At 54.8% G+C, this 22,618-nt stretch carries 21 protein-coding genes; 14 read left to right on the top strand and 7 right to left on the bottom strand.

What is annotated here, in order from left to right:
* Positions 1–300: 300 nt before the first annotated feature.
* The 6 genes from TBK1r_RS23075 (at position 301) to TBK1r_RS23050 (ending at position 4,759) form a co-directional block, all read left to right on the top strand.
* Positions 301–1,542 carry a hypothetical protein gene (locus tag TBK1r_RS23075; RefSeq protein WP_145216041.1) on the top strand — a complete coding sequence of 414 codons (1,242 nt, stop codon included), beginning with the start codon at positions 301–303 and terminating at the stop codon, positions 1,540–1,542.
* 202 nt (positions 1,543–1,744) lie between these two features.
* Complete coding sequence (locus TBK1r_RS38995) at positions 1,745–1,942, top strand: phosphatase PAP2 family protein (protein WP_419580304.1); 198 nt, start codon at positions 1,745–1,747, stop codon at positions 1,940–1,942.
* A gap of 105 nt (positions 1,943–2,047) precedes the next feature.
* Positions 2,048–2,692 carry a class I SAM-dependent methyltransferase gene (locus tag TBK1r_RS23065; RefSeq protein ID WP_145216038.1) on the top strand — a complete coding sequence of 215 codons (645 nt, stop codon included), beginning with the start codon at positions 2,048–2,050 and terminating at the stop codon, positions 2,690–2,692.
* A 145-nt stretch (positions 2,693–2,837) separates the two neighbouring features.
* Positions 2,838–3,215 (top strand): hypothetical protein, encoded by a 378-nt coding sequence (locus TBK1r_RS23060; protein ID WP_145216035.1) that lies wholly within the window; start codon positions 2,838–2,840, stop codon positions 3,213–3,215.
* Between the two features lie 15 nt (positions 3,216–3,230).
* The gene (locus TBK1r_RS23055) at positions 3,231–4,094 is read left to right on the top strand and encodes a hypothetical protein (protein WP_145216032.1); all 864 of its coding nucleotides are present in this window, start codon (positions 3,231–3,233) and stop codon (positions 4,092–4,094) included.
* Positions 4,091–4,759, top strand: a complete 669-nt coding sequence (locus TBK1r_RS23050; protein WP_145216029.1) for a hypothetical protein — start codon at positions 4,091–4,093, stop codon at positions 4,757–4,759. The genes TBK1r_RS23055 and TBK1r_RS23050 overlap by 4 nt, the downstream gene beginning before the upstream one ends.
* Here the strand turns inward: TBK1r_RS23050 and TBK1r_RS23045 are convergent.
* The 3 genes from TBK1r_RS23045 to TBK1r_RS23035 are packed head-to-tail and all read right to left on the bottom strand — an operon-like array spanning position 4,678 to position 7,024.
* Positions 4,678–5,112 carry a TSUP family transporter gene (locus tag TBK1r_RS23045; protein WP_419581592.1) on the bottom strand — a complete coding sequence of 145 codons (435 nt, stop codon included), beginning with the start codon at positions 5,110–5,112 and terminating at the stop codon, positions 4,678–4,680. The two genes, TBK1r_RS23050 and TBK1r_RS23045, sit on opposite strands and share 82 nt — an antisense overlap.
* A 32-nt stretch (positions 5,113–5,144) precedes the next feature.
* Entirely contained in the window at positions 5,145–6,563 is a 1,419-nt protein-coding gene (locus TBK1r_RS23040) for an MBL fold metallo-hydrolase (RefSeq protein ID WP_145216023.1), read from the bottom strand.
* Between the two features lie 11 nt (positions 6,564–6,574).
* Positions 6,575–7,024 carry a protein tyrosine phosphatase family protein gene (locus TBK1r_RS23035; protein WP_145216019.1) on the bottom strand — a complete coding sequence of 150 codons (450 nt, stop codon included), beginning with the start codon at positions 7,022–7,024 and terminating at the stop codon, positions 6,575–6,577.
* A 260-nt stretch (positions 7,025–7,284) separates the two neighbouring features.
* Between TBK1r_RS23035 and TBK1r_RS23030 the strand changes: the two genes are divergently transcribed.
* From TBK1r_RS23030 to TBK1r_RS22995, 7 genes are all read left to right on the top strand, one after another.
* Positions 7,285–8,529 (top strand): FAD-dependent oxidoreductase, encoded by a 1,245-nt coding sequence (locus TBK1r_RS23030; protein ID WP_419580303.1) that lies wholly within the window; start codon positions 7,285–7,287, stop codon positions 8,527–8,529.
* A 9-nt stretch (positions 8,530–8,538) separates the two neighbouring features.
* The gene (locus tag TBK1r_RS23025; protein ID WP_145216012.1) at positions 8,539–9,207 is read left to right on the top strand and encodes a phytochelatin synthase family protein; all 669 of its coding nucleotides are present in this window, start codon (positions 8,539–8,541) and stop codon (positions 9,205–9,207) included.
* Between the two features lie 320 nt (positions 9,208–9,527).
* Positions 9,528–10,856 carry an RNA polymerase sigma factor RpoD/SigA gene (locus TBK1r_RS23020; protein WP_145216009.1) on the top strand — a complete coding sequence of 443 codons (1,329 nt, stop codon included), beginning with the start codon at positions 9,528–9,530 and terminating at the stop codon, positions 10,854–10,856.
* Positions 10,857–10,908: 52 nt separating this feature from the next.
* Positions 10,909–11,847, top strand: a complete 939-nt coding sequence (locus TBK1r_RS23015) for a PP2C family protein-serine/threonine phosphatase (RefSeq protein WP_145216005.1) — start codon at positions 10,909–10,911, stop codon at positions 11,845–11,847.
* 714 nt (positions 11,848–12,561) lie between these two features.
* On the top strand, positions 12,562–12,942 hold the full coding sequence (locus TBK1r_RS23010; RefSeq protein ID WP_145216002.1) for a SpoIIAA family protein: 381 nt from the start codon (positions 12,562–12,564) through the stop codon (positions 12,940–12,942).
* A gap of 89 nt (positions 12,943–13,031) precedes the next feature.
* Positions 13,032–13,238, top strand: a complete 207-nt coding sequence (locus TBK1r_RS23005; protein ID WP_145216000.1) for a PLDc N-terminal domain-containing protein — start codon at positions 13,032–13,034, stop codon at positions 13,236–13,238.
* A 619-nt stretch (positions 13,239–13,857) separates the two neighbouring features.
* Complete coding sequence (locus tag TBK1r_RS22995; RefSeq protein ID WP_145215994.1) at positions 13,858–14,337, top strand: universal stress protein; 480 nt, start codon at positions 13,858–13,860, stop codon at positions 14,335–14,337.
* A gap of 347 nt (positions 14,338–14,684) precedes the next feature.
* Here the strand turns inward: TBK1r_RS22995 and TBK1r_RS22990 are convergent, their stop codons facing one another.
* The 4 genes from TBK1r_RS22990 to TBK1r_RS22975 form a co-directional block, all read right to left on the bottom strand.
* Positions 14,685–15,350: a hypothetical protein gene (locus TBK1r_RS22990; protein WP_145215991.1), complete on the bottom strand. Its 666-nt coding sequence runs from the start codon at positions 15,348–15,350 to the stop codon at positions 14,685–14,687.
* An 11-nt stretch (positions 15,351–15,361) separates the two neighbouring features.
* Positions 15,362–18,409: an N-6 DNA methylase gene (locus TBK1r_RS22985; RefSeq protein WP_145215988.1), complete on the bottom strand. Its 3,048-nt coding sequence runs from the start codon at positions 18,407–18,409 to the stop codon at positions 15,362–15,364.
* Positions 18,410–18,448: 39 nt separating this feature from the next.
* Positions 18,449–18,847: a helix-turn-helix domain-containing protein gene (locus TBK1r_RS22980; RefSeq protein WP_145215985.1), complete on the bottom strand. Its 399-nt coding sequence runs from the start codon at positions 18,845–18,847 to the stop codon at positions 18,449–18,451.
* Between the two features lie 124 nt (positions 18,848–18,971).
* On the bottom strand, positions 18,972–21,548 hold the full coding sequence (locus TBK1r_RS22975) for a plasma-membrane proton-efflux P-type ATPase (RefSeq protein ID WP_473772447.1): 2,577 nt from the start codon (positions 21,546–21,548) through the stop codon (positions 18,972–18,974).
* Positions 21,549–21,885: 337 nt separating this feature from the next.
* Between TBK1r_RS22975 and TBK1r_RS22970 the strand changes: the two genes are divergently transcribed.
* Positions 21,886–22,572, top strand: coding sequence for a hypothetical protein (locus TBK1r_RS22970; protein ID WP_145215982.1), 687 nt, complete (start codon positions 21,886–21,888; stop codon positions 22,570–22,572).
* Positions 22,573–22,618: the final 46 nt, after the last annotated feature.

Genomic DNA, 22,618 nt, shown 5'->3' with positions numbered 1-22,618 from the left:
ACGTCGATCGTGACTTGGGCAACATCTTCTGTTCGTAATTCTGAACATGCTGTCACGCGGAGAAGTAATCCGTCTTCACACCCCTTGGTTTTTTTGTATTACCAAGTGCACCAACTCAATGAAAGCGATACAACCACGGCGGCAAACTGGGGGGGATGCGATAGGCGTGAGGCCACCGTTTCTCTGATTTAATTGATACAGCCTGCATGACCGATTCCGTTTATAAGGTGTACGGATTTTGCGCTGAGCTTCCGGAGGCCCTGCGTGGACGATAATCGCTGAATTTGAGTGGGTGGTGCGATGTTTGGTGGTGAGCGTGTTTCAAAGATTGCACTGTTGCTGGTGATCGCTGCCTGCTGTTGCGGGTGTCGGCTGGGGCCGAAGTCACTGCAGAATAGCCGCCTTCCTTACAACCACGCGGTTCAGCAGACCGCACAGGAAGAGATGCTGTTGAACCTCGTGCGACTGCGGTATGCCGAGCCGCCCGAATTCCTCTCGATACCGAACATCACCCAGCAATACGCCTATCAGGGGAACGGAACGGTCAGCTCTCACCCGATGTTCTTTGACAAGGTCTTCGGCTCATTGTCATTGCAGGCGACTGACACACCGACGTTGACGTACACGCCGTTACAGGATCAGGAATTTAACAATCGTCTGCTGACGCCGTTCACGCTGGACACGATTGACCAATTGACCCGCACCGGCTGGTCGTTCGAGCGTGTCCTGCGACTGACCGTGCAAAGCATCAACGATGTGGACAACGCGACCGCGGCGGGCGGGCCGACACCTGAACTTAAGCCCAGCTTTGAACAATTCGCGGCTGCGGTCGACTTGCTCGAAGACCTTCAGGAACATCGGCAGGTCGAGATCGCTCAAGCAACCCGCACTAATCAGGCGGAGCAGGTTGGCGTGGCCGTGAAGCAGGATGCTTTGTTGGCTGCCGACGTGCTTGCGGCAGCGGAAAAAGGCTTTGAATACCGTGCCTCCAAGGATGGAAGAGGTTGGCAGCTGTGGAGCAAGGACAGAGATGAAGACTATCTGGCTCTCCAATTCGCCCCCGAGGTGGTTGGCAGCGGGCTTCATGTCGAACTTGCTTCCCTGCTGAATCTGTCCACTGCGCAGGTGTCTTATGAGATGGAGCAGGAAAAATCAGGATTCGTTCTGAATCGACCCCAGTCGTATGACAAGCTCGTCGTCAGTACCCGCAGTATGCTGGAAGCGATGTACTATCTCTCGCAGGGAGTCCGCGTGCCGCCGCAGCATGTCGAGTGTGGTTTGGTGACAGTCACGTTTGACTCGGCAGGTCACGACTTCGACTGGTCACAGTTGACGGGCGATCTCATGACCATCAAATGCTCCTGCGAAAAGCCCGAGCGTGCCGCCGTGGCAGTTCCCTATCGCGGCTGTTGGTTTTACATTGATGATCGGGACATAACGTCAAAGGAAACACTGGCGTTTGTGCTCTTGCTTTACAATCTCGCCGTGCAGGAAGGCGATGCGGCCAAGCAGGGACCAACGCTGACGATTCCAGCCGGCTAAACGCCAAGTCGCGGTCGAGTAAACCCGTTGCGCGTTCGTAAAAGGCTGGAAGAATCGATGTTGCGTCGCTTGCTGAATTTGATCCCGTCCTCGTGGTCCCGTGAGCCCATCTGGTTGTTGGCTGCGTTGATCGTGGTCGGAGGGACTTGGGGATTCATTGAGCTCGCCGAAGAAGTGATCGAAGGCGATACGCAGGCCTTCGATGAATGGGCGGTCCGCAGTCTTCGCCGCGACATTCCTCGTTGGACTCAGCCGCGTTTATCTTGGCGCGCACTATCCCACCGACGTCTTGGCCGGATGGACCGCTGGCATTGTTTGGTCGCTGCTTGTTTGGATCATCGCGAATAGAATCAGCAGCCGACGAGTCTCAGTCGAAGACCATGCCGACTCCGCTCCTTAATGTCAGGAGCCGACGGTGTCTGACTTCTCCGGTCGCCCAATCTTGTTAAACTGCGACATCCGATCGACACGACAGCACCAACCGCCTCCAAGTTGCGAGCACGCCATGGCAACCAATCTCACACAACAGTTTTACGATCGAATCAGCCACGCTTACGACTTGATCGCCGACGGCGGCGAACATGAGGCACGCCAACGCGGTCTGAAGTTACTCGATGTGCAACCCGGGGAATCGGTGCTCGAAATTGGTTATGGAACCGGGCATTCGATCGTCGAGCTGGCTGAGTCAGCGGGTGAAAGCGGTCACGTCACTGGAATCGACATTTCTCCCGGTATGCAAGAGGTCGCTCAGAAGCGAGTGTCAAAAGCCGCTATCGAGAGTCGTGTTGAGTTGCTGGTCGGGGCGGTTCCGCCGCTACCGATGCAGGATGATACATTTGATATCGTCACGATGAGCTTTACATTGGAGCTGTTCCCATTGGAAACCATACCGGTCGTGTTGGCGGAATGTCGCCGAGTGCTGAAGCCCGGTGGAAGGCTTGGCGTTGTGAGTATGGCGTCGGTCGAAGAAGGCGACGAGGAAAGTGTGCTGGAACGAACCTACATCTGGATGCACACGCATTTTCCGCACATCGTCGATTGCCAGCCGATCCCGCTGGAGAAGCTGGTCACCGAATCCGGCTTTACGTTTGACAAGCACGAGCGCATTTCCCTCTTCACCATGCCAGTGTCGATTGTCGTCGCAACGTGAGCCAGTGCTGCTGCCCGCACTGCATGAACGTCGCCGATGCGGAAGGAGAGAAACTTTACTGGAACGGCTTTCAAGCGTAAAATGTAGAGACGAATTAGAACTCCACACGAACGTGTACGGACAAGAGCGTCAACAGACCGACACAATGCCAAATCAAATTCAATTACCGTACTACACGATCAAAGCGACTGATCTCGCCAGTTGGATCGAGCAGCAGGGTGAAATGTGGTGGTTTGTCGACGGTGATCCGCTTCTGACATCGTTCGTGAACTTCCCTTGCCCGCCTGATGAATTGATCAAAGCGTTGCAGAAGGTTGACAAGAACGCCCTCATCTTTGACCCGCGCGAAGGCATAACCGCGAAAGGCGAGGCCATGGAACTGGAGCAGATGGATGACATGGCAGACAAAAACAACAATTCAAGTGCTCGGACATTTCTATTGCAGTGGGCTGATGATGATTGGCAGTGGCTGATGATGGAAGACCCCGCAGCGGCAAAAGACGCTGAAGAAAACGCTGCCTGAGAAGTAGGGGTAACCATGCCGGGTCGTCCTCCGATTGATCTGAACCAGAAGGTTCGCGATCTCCTTCAACACACGCAAGCCAATCCGGCGAACCATGTCGCGCCGATACGAAATTTTGAGCGACGAATCGGTGGTAGTGTCGCGATGCTTAAGTATGTGAATGACCACATTGATGGTCAGGCCGTTTATCAGAATGTGCTTGACCGACACCTATCGTCACTGCATCGGATGGTACTGGTAAGCCTGATCGAGGCGTTTGAACGGTTCATTAAGGAGTTGGCGATTTTGTGCGTGGATTCGATCGCCAGCTACACCATCGACAACCGTTTCGACCAGTTTTCGGCGAGTGCGGGGTTGCTAAGTATTCAATTCGACGCTGGCACCGTCGGGCGAGCGCTCTGTGAGTCGGACACATGGCTGAGCAATCAAGGCGTCAACGAGCGCTTTCGGCAGTTGCTGAAATGCCATTTTGACGACCAGCCTTGGGAGAATCTCTTTCCCAACGCAAGGCAGCAACCTGCTGCTGAGCGTGAGCGTGCGAAGACGCTTGGAATACTATGGCAACTACGTCACAACATTACCCACAACACGGGGCTGCTGACCGATTCTGACGCCCGACGATTGACGTTGATGGTCAAACAGCAGGTGGCTCCGGGTGAATCGATCAACCCCAGCAACCACGACCTTCGATACGTAGAGCGTTTTCTTGTCGAGACAGCCGATCGCACGAACGTCCGTATTGCTGAGCGCCTCGCCGAACTGCTAACGGAGTTGCATACTGATAACCCGTCGTTGTTCACTCCACAGGACAAAGCGGACTCGGTCTCGTCAGGCTTTCAACAATCGTTGATCATCGCTGGCGCGGTCGGAACGTTGTGATTTCGCGCATCAATGAAACAGACATTCGCCAGCGTCCCATTCAGCGTCTTCCATTCACGTTGGTCGCTCTGGCACTGCTGATCGGATTCGGCATCTACGGTCACACGCATGTAGGTCCGCTTGATACCGAGCTTCATCATGATGCAGGTTATTCGACGAAGCTGTTGCTCGAAGGACATCTGCATCGGCTGTTGACGTCGATCCTGTTCACCGCCGGTGGCTGGAAATTCTATGCTTCGCTCACCATGTTTGCGGGTGCCGTGGGCTGGGTCGAGTGGTCGCAGGGAACCCGGCGGGCGATGGTGACATTCTTCGGGATTCACCTACTGACGCTGCTGATCGTTTCGCTTGGTATTAGTCTTCCCTTGTCGGCCATGCAGACATTGCGTGGCGATCTGCTGTACTCGATTCGCGATGTCGGCCCATCGGCAGGGTATTACGGGTGTCTTGGGTTTGGCATTGCGAGTTGGAAGAAGTGGCGAACGCCCGTCCTGTCAGCCGTTGGCGTTGTACTGCTATCCCGACTGGCGTGGTCCGCATTTCATCTTCCGGAAGACGGCCACCTGTTGGCCGCCGACTTAGCTCATGCGATCGCATTTCCGGCTGGTATCATTTGGGCAGCGCTGGCCGCACGCGGATGTACTGATGGCTTGAACAGTCCGTAAATATTGACGGTGCCAATCACGACCGCCGTGAGGATGACAAACCACGCGAAGCCACGTTTGAGCGACGATTCTGTCACGCGCGAAGAAGCCCAGTTACCGACGAGCATGCCCACGCAAGCTGCGAGCAGAAAGGCTCCCGCAACGCCCGTGGCGGAAAAGATGATCGTCGCCTTGAGATGAAAGTGTCCTTTGCGAAACTGGGCAAACGCCCCAAGAACGCTCGTGCCGCCAACGATCGCCAGCGACATGCTCACCGCGTTCTGTGCCGAGACTCCGGCAACGTAAACGAGCACGGGCAACATCACGATCGCCCCGCCGCTACCGAGCATTCCCAACGACAGGCCAACCAGCATTGCCAAAACGAGGGCAAGCAGTATTGACACCGTCACGAGTTGTTCTTCTCCGTAGGCAATTCGGCAGCCTTCCACGCACTCATTCCACCCATCACGTTGGAGACCCTCTCATAGCCTTCACGCTGCAGGAACGAGGCCGCGATGCTGCCGCGATAGCCGCTGCCGCAGATCACTGCGACCGGCTTGTCTCGCGAGATTTCCGAGTACCGATCTTGCAACGTCCCGCCGTGAATGTGGAGCGCTCGGTCAATATGGCCGCTGTTCCATTCTTTCTCCGTCCGTACATCCAAGACCGTGATCGCGTCCTGCGAGTGCGAGATCGATTTTTGTAGCTCGTGGACGGACTGCGTCTTGAGCGTGGTCAATTCAAAACCGCTGGTCTCCCACGCATCGATGCCGCCTTCCAAGTACCCCCGAACGTCGTCGAATCCGACACGCAACAGATGTGTATTGACTTCCTGCAGTCGTCCGGGTTCATCCAGAACAAGCAGCGTCGGTCGGTCGTACGGCAATACCCAGCCGGCCCAAGTCGGCAACGTCGGACCGAAGGGAATATTGATCGAGCCGGGAATGTGGGCGGCTGAGAACGCTTCCTTGGACCGAACGTCTACAATCAGACAGTTATCGCAAACGCGCTCATGCACGCTCTTCGCATTCCATCGCTGCTCGCCCGATTGCAGATTTCCGATAGCCTTTGGTCCCTTGCTGTTGACTTGCTTCATGCGCCGAAAATACGGCGGAGTCAACGGCATGTCGCCCAACAAGTCCGCAACCCATCCGGCCTCTGGCTTCTCCTTGAGTGACGCATTGAAACGACGTTCGTATCCAACAGTCGAGCTGCGGCGCGAGCTGATTGCTTTGCCGCAGAGTGATCCCGCTCCGTGTCCCGGAAAAATCTCGGTGATGTCGGGCCAACCGGACAGACGCTCGAAGACGCTTTGGTAGAGCTGATGGGCAAGTTGCTGCTGAGCTTCCTTGCCGAGCAAGTCCGGGCGTCCGACATCGCCCACAAACAGAAAGTCACCCGTGAAAATGAGCCACGGCGTATCTCGACTGCGGGAGTCATCGTAAAGCGCCCAAGACGTGTGCTCTGGTGTGTGACCGGGAGTGTGCATGGCTTTAAGCCGTACGCTGCCGACGGCGACTTCATCTCCATCGCTGACAACATGGTCGGCATAAGGCGGAGTCCACTCATCGTCGCCAGCGCCTGAGCAATGGATTTCAACGTCCTTTCCCAGACGAGCCTTCAGTTCACTCGACCCACAGACGTAGTCGGCATGCACGTGGGTTTCCAGCACATGACGAATGTGCAAATCGTTGTCCTTGGCGTAGCGAATGTAGTCGTCGACATCTCTCGTCGGATCGACGACGACGGCCTGACCGCTCCGTTCGTCGCCGACCACGTAAGAGGCGATCGCCAACCCCGGTACGAAGCGTTGATATAGCAGCATCGTTGCGTTTCCTATTTGCGATTGTTGTCCACGTAACTCTTCACGAACTCGGCAAGCTGTGGCTGGTTACACTCAAACCCCATTTGCTCGGCCATCGCCAACGTCTCGTCACCGCTCTTGCCCGCTTCGCAGGCGGTGTGCATCATTGCCATCGCGCCCGCACGTTTTCCTTTCTGGCAGTGAACGTAGATTGGCGTTGGCAGTTTGCCGAACTGACCTCGAACGCGATCGACGAGTTCCGGCGACATGGTCTTCATCGTGACAGGAATGTTCTCATATTCGAGGCCGAGCTGTTTGGCTTGTTCGCCTTCGTCATGAGGCGACAGAGGTTGATCGTCTTCGCCGTCGGCTCGCAGATTCAGGACCGACCGAAATCCCGAATCTTTGAGACCGCTGAGTTGTTCAGCCGTGGGCTGTGCTCCAACGGTAATTGCGTCGTTGATTTTGATTTGATCCTGCATGAGTCTCTCCTTGAATGCTGAGTATGCGATCGTCGATTCGTTATGCTCATGGTTCCTAATTCGCCGTGAATCAACCGGAAGTGTATTCTATCGAATTCTTCTCGTCCGAGTACTGATGACACCGACGTCATCGACTGGCTGCAGCTTGGCAAGCAGAATTTGCCGCGAATTCGCAGCCACATCGTTGGGCACCGATGGCAATGACTGGTCAATCGAGGATAATTCAATCCGAAAGTTGACAAAATCGAGAACTAATGAAAATGGACAAAGTTGAAACCACTACCTGTTGCATCGTGGGCGGCGGACCTGCGGGAATCTTTCTTGGCTTTTTACTGGCCCGCGCCGGGGTGCCGGTCGTCGTGTTGGAGAAGCACGCGGATTTTCTGCGCGACTTTCGGGGCGACACGATTCATCCTTCCACTCTGGAACTGATGAACGAACTGGGACTGCTCGACCAAGTCCTTGAAATCACCGATTTTCGAGCGGAACAGCTGTATGTGAATTTTGAAGGTCGATCGATCGCCGGTCCGACGTTCGCCCATCTGCCAACAAAGTGCAAATTCATTGGCTTCGTCCCGCAGTGGGATTTCCTGACTCTTCTCAGCGAGCAAGGGCGAAAGTTCGACACGTTCGATCTGCGGATGAATACTCATGCCAGCGACGTGATCCGCGAGCACGGCAAGGTGGTCGGCGTACGATGTGAATCGCCTGATGGCGAGTACACGATTCGAGCTGATCTGGTCGTTGCAGCCGACGGACGCAGTTCGACCCTTCGCGCGGCCACGAATCAGCAGGTCATCGAGGACGGCGTGCCGATTGACGCACTTTGGTTCCGACTGGATCGTCCGGCAGAAGACGATGGTCACACGTTGGCGTGGTTCAGAGACGGCCACATGCTGGTCACCATCCCGCGTCGCACTCACTATCAAGTCGCGATGATTATTCGCAAAGGCGGATTTGACGCAATTAAGCAGCGTGGACTCAATCATTTTCGTGAAACGATTGGCGTGGTGTGTCCCTCGCTAAAGCAGGTCGCGGAAGGACTGGGCGATTGGAAAGACGTCAAGCTGCTGACCGTGCAGGTCAATCACCTACCGAAATGGTACGAAGATGGATTGCTTTTTATTGGTGATGCCGCACATGCGATGTCACCGATGGGCGGAGTGGGAATCAATGTCGCGATTCAGGATGCGGTGGCTGCGGCAAACCTCCTGACCGAGCCGCTGCGTTCTGGTTCGCTCGCAACCAAGCATCTGCAAGCGGTCCAAACTCGCCGCGAACCGGCGGCTCGCAAAACGCAACACTGGCAGGTTCGCATGCACGCGATGCTGTTCGGCGGAAACACGTCGCCCGATCAGGCGATCCTTGTTCCGTGGTATGCCAAAATCGGAGCGTGGCTGTTCGCTCCGATCCTGAGACGTTTGGCCGGAAAGTACATTGGCATGGGGTTTCAGCCGGAGCATGTCGAGTCTAAACGAGCTTCCACTAGCGATCAGCCTGATTAGGAACCGAGAATGCAGCCAAACACGTCACCACAGAACGTGCCTATCGCCGACATTGTTTATACCAATTGTCAGCAAGGCGCTGACCTCTTCGATCATGCCGACATCAAGCCGCATTTCTGGAGCTTGTGCCGCTCATTCGTTAGCGAAGAGTTCATGACCTATTGTGGAATTGCCAGTGCCGTCACGGCTTTAAATTCGCTTTGCGTTCCAGCTCCAGACTCACCGCAAATCTACCCATATAAGGTATTTACTCAGGACAACTTCTTCACCGACGACGTACTTCACTTTCGTCGTCCGATTGAGGTCGAGAAACACGGAAATACTCTGGCGCAGCTAGCAACAATGCTATCTCTCTTCGCCGTCACCGTCGATGTCATAAAGGCGGATGAGCTATCGGTCGACGAATGTCGAATGCTCTTGGTGGGTGCGGTGGGCGATCCAAGCAAACGGGTCATCGTAGACTTTGATCGTCGATGTCTGGGCCAGAAAGGACATGGGCACTTCTCGCCACTAGCTGCTTTCCACTCGCAAGAAGATATGTTCTTGCTGATGGATGTCGCCCGATACAAGCTGCCTCCTTGTTGGGTTCGCCATCCATTGCTGCACTCGTCGATGGTGACCGTTGATTCATCGTCGGAGACGAGCCGAGGTTTTCTGGTCCTGACCTCCAAAGAATGATTCGGCGAGTTGCTCAATTATCCTGCGACTCATCCGGATCGGGGTGGATCGCCCTTGCCTCCAGCGAGCAACTATGTGACAGCACAATTATGCCCCAGTGAGGCATGATGCCTCGATTGCCAGGATCCGCTGTCGCAGAACGCCCGCCGATAGGCCGATTCATGTTCGGCATGATTGTTGCTTAGCAAGTAGGTCGTGCGTCGCATTGTCAATGCGCTGCAAAGGCCAACCTCATCGAACTAGGTAATACCGTGGTCTCAATCACATCAGCGGACACGTGGACAGGTCAGACGACGACCTCGACTGACTCTTACGACGAGATGGCTGACTCGACTGCAATCTACTTGCAACAAATGGGTCATACACCACTCCTCTCTCGATCTCGCGAGTTGGAACTTGCTACTGAAATCGACAATGCCCGCACAGTGGTCCGTCGCGAAATGTTGCGGATCGGTTCGGTGATGCAAGCAGTCACTGAGGAACTGATTGTCCTTGCCGATGGAGGTGGTCGCGCCGATCGAGTGCTCGACTTTGAAATTCGAGATCAACGTGCCAAAGCACGCGCCGTCGCTACTCTCCAGTCCAACTTGCGGACACTGATCGCCATTCTTGATTCCCAATCCGATGATTTCGCGACGTCAACCAAACGATCCACTACTCGGCGAAGAAGGCGGGGCACCTATGCTCGCTTCCTGCGGCGACGTGAACGGGCGATCCGTTTGGTTGAAGAAGTCGGAGTGAAGTTCGATTACGTTGAACGCCACTACGCGACGTTACTTGAGCTGGATCGACAGGCAACACGATACGTACGTCAGCAAAAAACGTCCGAAGCCGAAATTCGAGCGTTCAGCTTCGCGACAGCGCACACGCCGTCGCGATTTCGATACCGATTCGCCAAAATCCAATATGAATACTCGCGATACGTTCAGGCGAAAAAGGATTTATGCGAAGGCAACCTTCGTTTGGTGATCTCGGTCGCAAAGAAGTACCGCGGTCGCGGCGTCGCATTGCTGGACCTGATCCAAGAAGGTAACGCCGGTCTGATGAGGGCCGCCGAGAAATTCGATCATCGTCGTGGATTCAAGTTTTCGACCTATGCGACTTGGTGGATTCGACAGGCGGTCATTCGTGCTGCTGCCACCCAAAGCCGGACGGTCAAACTGCCTCCCCACGCGATGGCTGAGGCAACAAGGGTCATGAAGGCAATTGGACAACTCAGGCAGGAGATTGGACACAAACCAAGCCGTCGTGAACTCTGTGCGTTAATTGGATTGACGGAAACCCAGTTTCAAAGGGTGGAGCATTCCATTGGTGCGATCATTAGCTTGGACGCGTCCGGATTTGCCGATCAAGAAGTCAGGCCACAGGGCAGTCGCTTACCCTGTACGCGAACTGAGAATCCAGTCGAGTCGGTGGAATTGGTTGAACTACGCTACCGAATCAACTCATTGCTTGGGCACCTAGAACCGCGAGAGCGCAAAGTCTTGAAACTTCGGTTCGGGCTAGACGACGGTGAATCGCGATCACTTGCGGACGTTGCAAGGGTCTTCGGCATCTCCCGCGAACGAATTCGTCAAATCGAGCAGCGAGCGATCTACGCGCTATTGCAAAATGAGGAATCCGACGTGTTGCGACGCTACTTGAGCTGATAACCGATCTCCGTTTGACTCTTGCCACTTCACGAACACGAATGGAGCACTCATGTCTCACCGAATCGAAGTCTTCGGAATGACCGATATCGGCCGAAAACGCGAAACAAATGAAGACCAATTCATGATCGCGGATGTTGGTCGAACCATGAAGGTTTTTCAATCTAGTTTGCCAATCAATCATCACACTCGAATGTTCGGTGAGGGACGAGGAAAGATTCTAGTCGTGGCAGACGGGATGGGTGGCCACGCGGCAGGAGAGCGGGCCAGTCAGTTGGCGGTCGAAGGAATCGTCGACTTCTTGCTGAACGCACCCGGTTGTCGTGCGATGCCGACCGATGCAATACAAACAGACGACGGAAGCCATGATCCGATCCTTGAGTGTTTCATTGACATGCTTCCACATTGCCAACGGATGATCGATCGTGAAGTTGCGGGCGCTCCCTCGCAACGAGGAATGGGATCGACGCTTACATTGGCATTTGTCTTGTGGCCGAAATTGTATTTGGTTCACGCAGGCGATAGTCGTTGCTACTTGAATCGCGACGGAAAGACTCATCAGCTAACCAATGACCATACTCTTGGTGCAGTGTCCGCTTCACATCGCATGCATTCCAACGAAATGCAGCCTGATCCGAAAGGCAAGATGCACCAAATGTTATGGAACGTCGTGGGTGGCTCCGGAGACGTCTATTCAGACTTGACGTCAATCGATCTTCGGATCGGTGACTCGCTGATACTCTGCTCCGATGGGCTGACCAAATATCTCAGTCGAAAACGCATCGGCAACGTCATTTCCAGCGCAGAACGAATGGACGAAGCGTGTCGTTTGCTTGTCGAAGAAGCGAATGAAGGCGGTGGCAGCGACAACATCACCGTGGTCGCGTGCCGTTTTGTTGAGATCCCCGAGGGCGTTCGTACGGACCAGACTATCACGTTTCCGCTCAGCGTAATCGGTGAGATTAAAACGGTTATCCCCGATTCGGTATGAGCAGGATTGCACGAACTAATTGCCCCCAGTAGGCATGCGTTCTATCTATGTATGTTGACAGGATGGCGAGCAGGGCTATCGCCAGCTCAAGGTTATCGCCAGCTTTAGGGGTCTTCTGGCCGTAGGTTACCAGGGATGCTACCGCGAATGCGTTTTGATCTCTCGTGGCCCGTGGTGGATCAACAGACGCCAGACTCCCTCGTGACATGCGATGCGTGATTCAGTGGGCCTTTCTCTTAGCGAAAGACTGAACCCCTTGACCGCACGCCGCACCGCCCGTTGGGAGTCGAGCGGAAGTAGGGCTCAGAGATACCCCAGTGACGTCAAGGCGCCGCCTCAGCGTCAACGCCGATGAACTGCGTGCTAGAGACGTGGGGAGCGGCCGCTACAGAATTTACGTGGGTGACGCCTGGCCGCCGGCAGCTGCCCCCGACAGCAAGGCCACCCTGGACAGATGGAACGCTAACCGTGATTCGAAGTTTGCACAAGTCGCAGTTCAATGACATGCCGAACCGAGCAGCATTTGTCCGCATTGGCCAATATCTGGTCGTTTCAGTGGCCTAGACTCGCAAATTGCATTACTTTAGCGAATTGGCACGCAGCATGCCGCCATCAGTCAACGCATAGGTCGCCAATGTGTTGGGTTTCCGACAACAATCCAATCTCTGGCGAGGTAGGGATTGAAAATACGCTTCTAACGCAGGGAACCAAGCTATGTCGTTCATCATCGTCGAACACGCCGAAGGCAAAATCATTGAAGTGCAGGTTTCAGGCAGGTTGTCCAAAGAGGCTTACGATGCCTTCTTGCCGATGACCGAAGAGAGAATCGCCGAGTTCGGCAAGATTCGTATGCTAGTCGTCCTGCACGACTTTCACGGGTGGGACGCCGGGGCGTTATGGGAAGACATCAAATTCGATCTCAAGCACCACGGACACATTGAACGACTGGCGATTGTCGGTGAAAACAAATGGGAGAAGGGCATGGCAGTATTCTGCAAGCCTTTTACGTCCGCAATGATCCAATACTTTGACATCGCTGATGTAGCCAAGGCACGCGAATGGATACAAACAGATATGACTGCGACCACTCCCTAGCAGCCTGACGCAAGCCTTCAGCTACCTCACTTCAAGCCATCACGCCCCCAGTCTGACGAATCGTCCCGTTACGCTAAGGATATCAATGCATGGACCTGCTCGCATACACCTTCCAAACCAGCCACGGCATTCTCGGCACGATTGTGCTAGTACTCGATATCATCGCGATCTTCAGCCTGCTGATGGGCCGAGGAGGCATTGGGCACAAGCTATTGTGGATTCTGCTAGTTCTGTTTTTACCTTTTGTTGGCATGGTACTGTACTATCTGATCGGACGCAGCGCTGCCGACGCCTGACACTGCAATCTGGCGGCCCAGCGCAAGCCTGCCGGTAGTTCACGATTTCCCAGGGGCGAGGCCGCTCGCGCCGTTCCGCTAACAAGCAATCACCATGCTCCGCTACTCCACCTTTGCCATCGTCCTTGGGCTTGCATTTCTTTTCCTTTGCATCGGGGTATTGGTATCGTCTGTTTGGCTGATTCCGTTGGTTGCCCTGATTCCTCTGTTGTTGCTGGGGTGCTGGGACATCACCCAATCACGCCACAGCTTGCTGCGTAACTATCCTATCCTCGCCCACTTCCGCTGGTTGGCGGAAGGAATTCGACCGGAACTGCATCAATTGCCGAATTGTACGAATACCTTGAACCCGGCGTGTTGCTAACTGATCCGCCAGCAGATTGGAGTAATGACTGGGCAGCGGCATCGTCAGTGGCGCCATGAATCCGCTCGTCAATGCAATTTGCACTCCGAAGCCATTCGTCGTCGACGTGGTTTGCAACGGAAAAGAAATCACGATGCCGCCGCGAGTCGAATTCGCACAAGCCTGGGGCTACCGCCTTTCGAAAATCAAGGAGTTCTTGATTCCAAGCGACCATTAACAACCTTCCTGAGCCGATCCAAACGATAAGACGAATCCATGAACTACTTTGAAAACCAAAAACTCCTGGCCCCCTATGACTTCTCCAAGTTCTCGCAATCGGCGATCGACACTGCGATGAAGATTGCTGGCAAGAACGAGAATGTCACGGTATTGCACGTGGTTGACCCCTCGCCGCTCTACGGGTACTCCGGCGACATGGGAATGGAACTAGGCGCTGGCAGGGTGTTGGATTTACCCAACGTCGACCTGGCCGCCGAAATCGACGCGGACCATCAAGCCCAAGCTCTCAAGATGCTGCACGGCGAGCTTGGCGACGCACGACACCACGGTCTGAATTACGACACCATCGTGGACGAACCTGCCCACGGCATCGCTGCTTATGCGGAATCCAACGAATTCGATTTGATTGTGCTTCCTTCGCACGGCCGCACCGGATTTAAACGTCTGCTGATCGGTTCAACCGCCGAAAGAGTCGTCCGACTGGCTCATTGTCCCGTGATGGTGCTACGTTTGTGAACTCACTGGACGTTTTACCCGAACGGCGCGAACCGTCCGGTCTCGGTACTGGATTGCCGTAGCGTGCCGGAGAGCTTGCGCCCAATGCCATCTACTTTGGCACCAATCGGGTTGTATTGTTGGCGGTAAGGCGCGAGCAGACTTGCTGACCTGGTGAGCCGTGATCGCGTAAGCGGCCGGGTCTGTTACGCAACCAAATCACGTTGGCGCCAACCAATAAACGCTGCAACGGACCCGAGGCGCCTTACGGCCAGCGGCTCACAATCAACTCTGCTTCGCCGGCTATATCAACAACCCACTCGCATCGTACCGCTACAAAGTAGATGCATTGAGCTTGCGCCCGGCCGCTAGAATGACGAGGTCACTTCAACAAATGTGTGCAACAGCGATATTTTGTAGCGATGAGACTTCTGTGTATGTTTCGTCCGTCCCAGTGTCTTGGATGCAACCACGGCTTGAGTGTTCTTCCATCCGTGAATTTTGTCGTATCCCGTTACTGAAACAGGCTCTTTGAGAAGTGTTCGCTTGATGCGGTCAATGCAGCCGATAGCGTTACCGCACAGCACATAACCCACCATTGCTCCGAGCGCGTGACCCGCACTGTATTTGCCGGACGCAAATCGACAAACACCTTCCCGTACGTACTTCAGTGCGAGTGAATTGTCGGTGCTCCAAATACGTTTGCATTCGATCACTAAATGCGTCACCTCATTCCAGGTGTAGCAGACCATGATGTCGATCAGTCCCAGCGGAGTGTCGTCATCCACTGCGTCCGACTGGGCCTCTCTCTCGAATCGCATTTCCGGCGGGGGCGATCTTTGGGCCTTCACTGCACGCATTTTCTGTCGCAAGATATTTGTGATCGAATCTTCGTCCATCGCAGCTTCAAAACCAGCGTCCGTGATGACATCCGGCCACGCTTCGTGCAATATGTCTAATGAAGTGCATAGAATCCCCCACTGCGCGTCGTGACGCACATCGGCGTTCAAGCGGCCGAAGGTTCCATTTGCCAACGATCAAGCCCCTACGGCCGAACCAATTCTGCGAGGATGGAATCCGCATCATCGTATCCGCGAGCCCGCGACCAGAATCGTTTTTGCGAAAGCTTGACGATGATGCAGCGGTCTCCGTCAAAGTACACGAGCGAGCGTCGAAGTTGGAACGTCGCGGTCAACGGCGAGTGCAGTAGTTCGGCGAGTCGTCCCGAGTAATTAAAGTCCGCTCGCGCGATCGTTTGGACCTTTCGATTACGGGATTCGTCGAAACGGATGACGACCGCGCAGATATCTTCCAACGCTTCGATGATGTCGGCGGTTACTTTTAACTTTGTATCGCCGATGTTGCCGCGGATCGTAGAGCAGACGGTATCGGCATAAGAAGCCAGTTCACTCGCTTCGGCGGTATTGCAACCATCTGAATTGGTTCCGTTGCGGACAAAGTCCATGTCAACGTTGACAACATCGGTCACATAGTCCCGTTGCCAATTTTCCAAAGAAAAGAAATCAAAAACTGCAGTGTCGAGTGCTGCAAAATCATCAAACGAACCGTCACGTCTTGCTTGTGCAACTAGGCGGACCATCTCCATCACCGCATCGTCTTTTGTATCAAAGTCGCGGAACGGCAGTCGTGCAAAGTCATTCTGCTCGGCGATTTGGCGGTCAATTCCGAATCGCGAGGCAGTGTGCAGAAAGCAATAAGCGGCGAGTGATGAATTGAAGAAGCATGCGAGAACCTGCGACTGGAAAGGATGGCCAACTGGCATGCCCGAGTATGACCTTGCATAGATCACGTCTTGTTCAACTGTGGTGGCCGCGAGACGGTTGCCTGAAAGCCCCTGCGGAACAATCGCTAGTGGTGCCAAATACGATCGAAGATCGCGAGGCCGATGCATCCGTTCATACTCAAATTTCGGTAGCGAATCGGTCGGCTGATAGAGCAGTTCTAGCTGGTGATCTTCCAGCATACGCATGCCAACCATGTTTTTCGGGACGTCTGCTCCGGCATCCCTCCCCTTGTAGCCCGGCATCAGTGCGGTTCCCCATTGGTCGAGTACATCACCAACCGTAGAGAACTCTCGGTACAGCCCTTTCAAGATCGCGAAGTCTCTTGGCCCGCCGTTGATCGCGAGTTTCAGCAAGTATTCGTGCTGGCGAACGTTCGCGAACGAAAGTGAATTCACGCGGTCAAAGAACAGCTCAACAATCCCGTGCTTGCGAAACCGTTCACTTCGTTCGGTGGACGCGATCGTTACCTCGTCATGCACCGTTGGCTTGGTGTTTTCCGCAACGAAAATCATGGCTGGCTGTTCGGCCGAAGGGAACAATTCTTTGTTGTGATGCGACGACAAATTCAACAGCACCCTCGGTCGCATTCGTCCGAACAAATCTTGTTTGGCGAGTTGCGACTGTGGTTGCGGGCTGAAGAAGTTCTTTGCATCGACGATCAATCCGATTCGCCCACCGGGATCGCAAAAGTGCTGGCTTCGCCAAATGAACGCTTGGTCGATTGGTGATCGGAATCCCAGTTGGACAGGAGGATCAAGGGAATCACAAAACGCAATGTGCGACTTGGCACTTGTTTCCGCACTGGTTTTGGAACCGCGTGTCTTCTTCCAAGGTGGGTTGCCAACGACGATCGAAAACTGCTTGTTCTTGAACTCGGGCCGTTCCGCGAACCCGTCCGATTGAAAAGCATCACCGACGAATAGGTTTCGCTCCTTCAGGCTATCTTTGAATTTCAATTGTTTGATCGAGTCGGGCGACGGGTCCAGTTCAAACGCGGTCAAACAAAGGCTGAACGCGGCAATCTCAATCGCCGTTTCCTCCAGGTCAACGCCAAAGAGCTGTTTGGCCAAGACATCGCGAACCAATGTTCGGCTTAGCTTCTCCTTTCCCTCCGCCACGCGGCGAGCAACCAAACGACGGAACGCATCGACAAGAAAGACACCTGACCCACACGCCAAATCCAGTACTTTTGGCTTGTCGCTCAGCGGCTCGGAAAACAATCCATCATCGAACACCTGCGAAAACACGAGGTCCACTAGATTGACAGGCGTGTAGTGGGTGCCGCGCTCCTTCGCCAGTTTCGGATCGCCCGCGTAGATGAAACGCTCATAGATCGAACTTATCAATTCAATCGGAATGATCTCGAAATCGTAACGCCAGAAGTCGAGCGACAACTGGCCGCTTGTCAGGTCGCGTCGGATGACGATCGAACGGGCGATCTCCAATTGCGGCTTTGCATAACGATAGGACTCGTTGGGCGAACCCTTGGTCGGTGGCGGCGGGAAGAGATCGCCGTTGAAAGTCGTTCGCATTCCCTCAAAGAACGCTTGTGTTTCTTTGACGCTGGTCAGTACTTCCTTGAACGACTCACTCTTCAAGTCAGCGAACAGCTCATTTGGCAGAACACCGCGAGCCTCCAGATAGGCCGTGAACATCGTGCGCAGCATCAAACGGTGTGCCGCTAGCGGATCACAACCGGCAACCGTCAAAAGCTGGGCAGCCTTGCCAAGATCAGCAGCCAACTTTTCGTCGATCCGGGTCGCCTTGTTGATCTTCCGGCCCGCTTTCGTCGTCCAAAACTGGCCGCTTTCCAAGCCAATGCGGTCCAGTTCGTACTTGCGGATTTGTTCTAGGTCGTCGGTGGCCTCTTGCAACAGTTCCGCCGGATGTCGCTTGGGAAGACTCGTTGTTTCCTCCGGCGGTGGATGAAACGCATTGAGTACGCGGAGCGATTTCGGCGTGACGATCCAGAGCATTCGCCCCAAACCATGATTCCAGGCCGTCCGATGCCAGTGATGAATCTGCTCCGCCGTCGGCTCCGCAGACAAACTCTTGAAGTAGATGCAGGGCGTTCCGTTGACTTCAAAAACGTCCGTCACGCCCAGGTTGTCTGTATCGAGAACGGATGCGTAGCGAAAATGCTTGTCGAGCAAGTGGCTCGACCTGAAACTTGTCCTGGCGTCACGAAGCGAGTCTCCGCTGAGCACGCCGCCACCGTCGTTGCTGGGCGCAAGGCCCAACGCTTCGATGAGGTTTCGGTATTCGGGAGTGCTGGATTCAGTGGACACGGTTGCCCGCACAATGTTTGTTTTCGTGTGACTGCCGTTTTAAGCGACGCTGCTGGGCTTCGTCTTGGTCCGGCGAGTGTTGTCGTAACTCGCCCGTGACTCCAAGCAACGCTGTAGGGCTTGCCAATCGTCCGCGTTCAACTTCCGCGAGGTGACTTCGTGTAAGAACTCTCGAGATTCGTCGGTCGCGAAGATTGGCTCGATCGACTCGGGAACCAATTGGCTTAGGTACAGGTACTCGTATTCGTCGGCATCCAAAGCTGCCGCCAACGCTCGCACCACAACATCAGAAACGCCCGATTTGCCGGTGCTCTTTTCGATCTTGGTGATGTAGGAGTAGTTGATGGAAGCCGCTTCGGCCAATTGACGTACCGTCATCCCGGCTCTTTCACGATCTTGGCGTAGGCGCAGGCCAAATTGATGATTCGTTTTGTTCATGCCAAGTGCTCCGATGCATTGATCGACGGAAGCATACCGGCTTGTTGAACGCCAGTCAACAAGGGTTGATTTCGCCGGAGATTGGATCGGGAACCCAATGAAGTCGAAATTCTGGCGAGTTCGGCTACATCGATTGTCGACGGCGACTAAAAACTTTCACGGGATCGAAAGCTTGATATGCCAGCAACTTGATGCGATCACTGACCAAGAACCAAGCTATCGCATAACCCCATACAAAGGATGCCCAACCCCAGCCCAACGGAGTCATAAAAAGTCCGTAGACGGCGATCAACGTGGCAATCACCTGCGTCCCTACCACCGCGGCCAACAAGATCGGTGCGGGTGCGGACGACCAGAATGGACCGCGCGTGCGTGCGAGGAATATCGTCATGTGTCCCGCGACCGACAACATCAAGTACATCAGCGTTTGGATGTGCGGCCGGTCCAACTGGTAGACTCGGTCGGCAATGTAAAACAACCCAAAGGCAGCGATCGGTCCGATCACGCCCAAGACCGTTGCGACCCCCAGCACCATCCGCATGTTCCACGACTCGGGTTGTTTTTTGTAGCGAACATTGTCATATGCGATCGACAAAATCGCTCCGTCGTTGAGCAGTGCCAGCATTACGATCATCACGGCAGTCAACGGATAGAAATTGAAAACCAGAATGGCCAGCGTCATGAATAGCAGCACCCGCAGTGTTTCAGCGATGCGGTAAATCGCATAGCTATTCATCCGTTGAAAGATCTTGCGGCTCTCCTTGATGGCATCGACGATCACTGACAGGCCCGGCGTCATTAGCACGATCGACGCGGCGGCTCGTGCTGCATCCGTTGCCCCTGAAACTGCGATTCCACAGTCGGCTTTTTTCAATGCCGGCGCGTCGTTGACTCCATCACCCGTCATGCCGACGATGTGCCCACGTTGCTGCAGAACGTCGACAATATGGAACTTGTGCTCAGGAAAGACTTGTGCGAATCCATCCGCCCGCTCGATCAATTCGCCAAGCGCAGCCCCCTCGTGATGCTTGGTGTCTCCGAAACTGGTCGCGTCGATGAGGTTGTTTCCCAATCCCAATTTCGCAGACGTTTCGCGAGCGATGGCCAGGGCGTCGCCCGTGACCATCTTGACGGAAACGCCCATTTCCCGAGCGTTCTCGATCGTTGACTTTGCCTGTTCACGCGGTGGGTCAAATAACGGCAACACACCCAAGAACCGCCATTGATTGTGATCGTCGTACTGCGCCACCCCTAACGAGCGAAACCCTCGCGATGCGAACTCATTCACCGCCACATTGACGCGATCTCGTATCGCCCCTGGATTGTCAACCAGTTCAATAATGATCTGGGGTGCCCCCTTGGTTGTTTTAAACTCACCGCCGTCATCGGCGTGAACCGTGGCTTCGGTGCGCTTTTGAACCGGATCGAATGGCTGGAAATGGCTGACTCGGTAGCTGCGGGTCTTGCTGGAATCGCACCACGCCAAGACCGCTTCGTCGATCGCATCCAGATTCTCGGCACGCGACGCCAAGGCAGCAGCCAATAAGATTTCGTCCTTGGATACGCCATCCATCAAGAAGGGGTCACCCAGTGTTAGCTTGTTCTGGGTCAGGGTCCCTGTCTTGTCGCTGCACAGGATATCGACACCGGCCAACTCTTCGATCGCAGCGAGACGCGTGACAATCGCTTCCTTCTTTGCCAGTAACCTTGCACCCACAGCCATCGTCACCGACAGCACGGTCGGCATTGCAACCGGGATCGCAGCGACGGTCAACACGAGCGCAAACTGAAGTGTTTGCAACATCGGGTCGCCACGAAACAACGCAACCATGATAATCAGCGAGACCAAGCCGACGGCCAACATGATCAAGTAGTTGCCGATGTTGAGAACGGCGCGTTGAAAGTGGCTGGTGGTGTGAGCTTGCTGCACTAATCGAGCGGTTTGCCCAAAGTAGGAATCCGTGCCGGTGGCGTAGACGAACGCGTCGATTTCACCTTGCCGCACGATGGAACCCGAATAGACTGCATCGCCGGGCTTCCGGTCCGCTGGCAACGATTCGCCGGTCAACGCCGACTGGTCGACTTGAATGGCATTCTTAGCCAACGTCGCCCGACTTGGGCCCCGTGGATCGTCTGGATAGGCGGTGTGTTCGCCAGCGTTTTCGCCCAATAGCTTTGCGTCGGCTGGAACGATATCCCCCAGTCGAAGCCGAATCACATCGCCTGGGACGACTTCTCGCACCGGTATCGTGACCCATTTTCCGTCACGCATCACACGGGCCTTGATCGCCAGCTTGGCTTTGAGTGCCGCGATTGCATTGCCCGCTTGGTGCTCTTCCCAGAAACCGACAATAGCATTGGCGAGCAGCAACACCAGGATGATGGCAAAATCGGGCCAGTGCTGCGCGACTGCAGACAGGGCGACGGCGGCTTCGATCATCCATGGGATCGGTCCCCAGAAGTAGCTGAGGAATTTCAATAGCGGATTGACCGACTCTTCGGGCAATTCGTTCGGTCCGTATTGCGCTAATCGTGCCTTGGCATCGGCCGTCGAAAGCCCTGCGTCTGTTGTCGCCAGTTTCGTTTGTAGTTCCGAGACGCTGAGCGTTTGCAGCTCTCTAATTCCCTCGGGCAGCAAAAGTTCGTGTTTCAACATGATGGAGTTGGCGGTCGGATAATAGGCGTCGATGCTCTGACGCAACTCGGCGAGTGGGTTTGTGTTTGAATTTCCATTTTCTAGTCTCCCGGTTCTGAACCAATTGCACAGCAAATGGCGGACCGAATTTGCAATTGTCCATTTTTTGTCGGTGGAACTCACCCGCACCGTCGACTTCGAGCAATGACTTCGGCCAACCAGGAAATCGCTCGCCGAGTGATTTAGAGAACGAACAGAATTTGATCGCTGCGACCAGACGCTGGTCGTCCGGCGTGTCCATCAGCGCAAAATCTCGCGGCAAGCACAGCTTCGCAGGATTGGCACGCCGAGTGCTTCGCATGACGGCGACTCGCTTCCCAACTCCCATCAAAGGAATCAAACCATGAAATCGCTTCCGACAGCAGTTCTGAGTCTCATGCTCTTGAGTCCCAGCGCTTTTGCCGATCAACCGCCAGTCGAAAAAACAGCTGTGTCAAATGCGGCGGTGCCGGCCAAATCGATCACAGTCCACGAAGATGACTGGACAAAGTTGATGTCCGAACCACAGCGATTGATGACGGCGGCTCACGAAACATTCCTTGGCAAGAAGGCCGATGAAGCCGCTGCGGACATTGAAAAGGCTGCGGCGTATGTAAAGACTGCTGCGGTCAATGCAACGCCCGCCGCCGAAGCGGCGCTGAAAAAATCCGCCGCCGAGCTGACCGCATTGGCAGTCAGGGTCAGGAACGGAGCAACGATCGGCCGCCGTGAAATGGCCGATTCTTTTGCCCGAGCCAATCAGGCAATGGCCGTCGAGTATCACGCAAAAGCTGGCACGGCAATCAAGGCTGGCGACGCGCCAGGCGCTGGATCGTACTTAAACCGCGCCGTCTGCGATGTCGAAAGCGCAGCAAAGTGGGCTGGCCGCGAGTGGGAAGCCGGAGCAAAAGTCACGTTGCAAGCCGCCAAAGATTTAGAGCCAAAGCTGAAAGCAGGCGCCGGGTACGCTGTCGAGGACGTCAGCAAGGCATTGACGTTCGTCGGTGAAGAAACCAAGAAGCTCGGAAACTACTTGGCATCAAAAAGATAGCCACCCCGCGCTTAGCGGTACGACAAAATCCGTCTGGCATCCGCCT

The organism is Stieleria magnilauensis, assembly GCA_007753675.1.
GTDB classification, from domain to species: domain Bacteria; phylum Planctomycetota; class Planctomycetia; order Pirellulales; family Pirellulaceae; genus Stieleria; species Stieleria magnilauensis.
The sequence above is the reverse complement of the archived record's forward strand: the minus strand, read 5'-3'. Positions and strand labels throughout refer to the sequence as shown.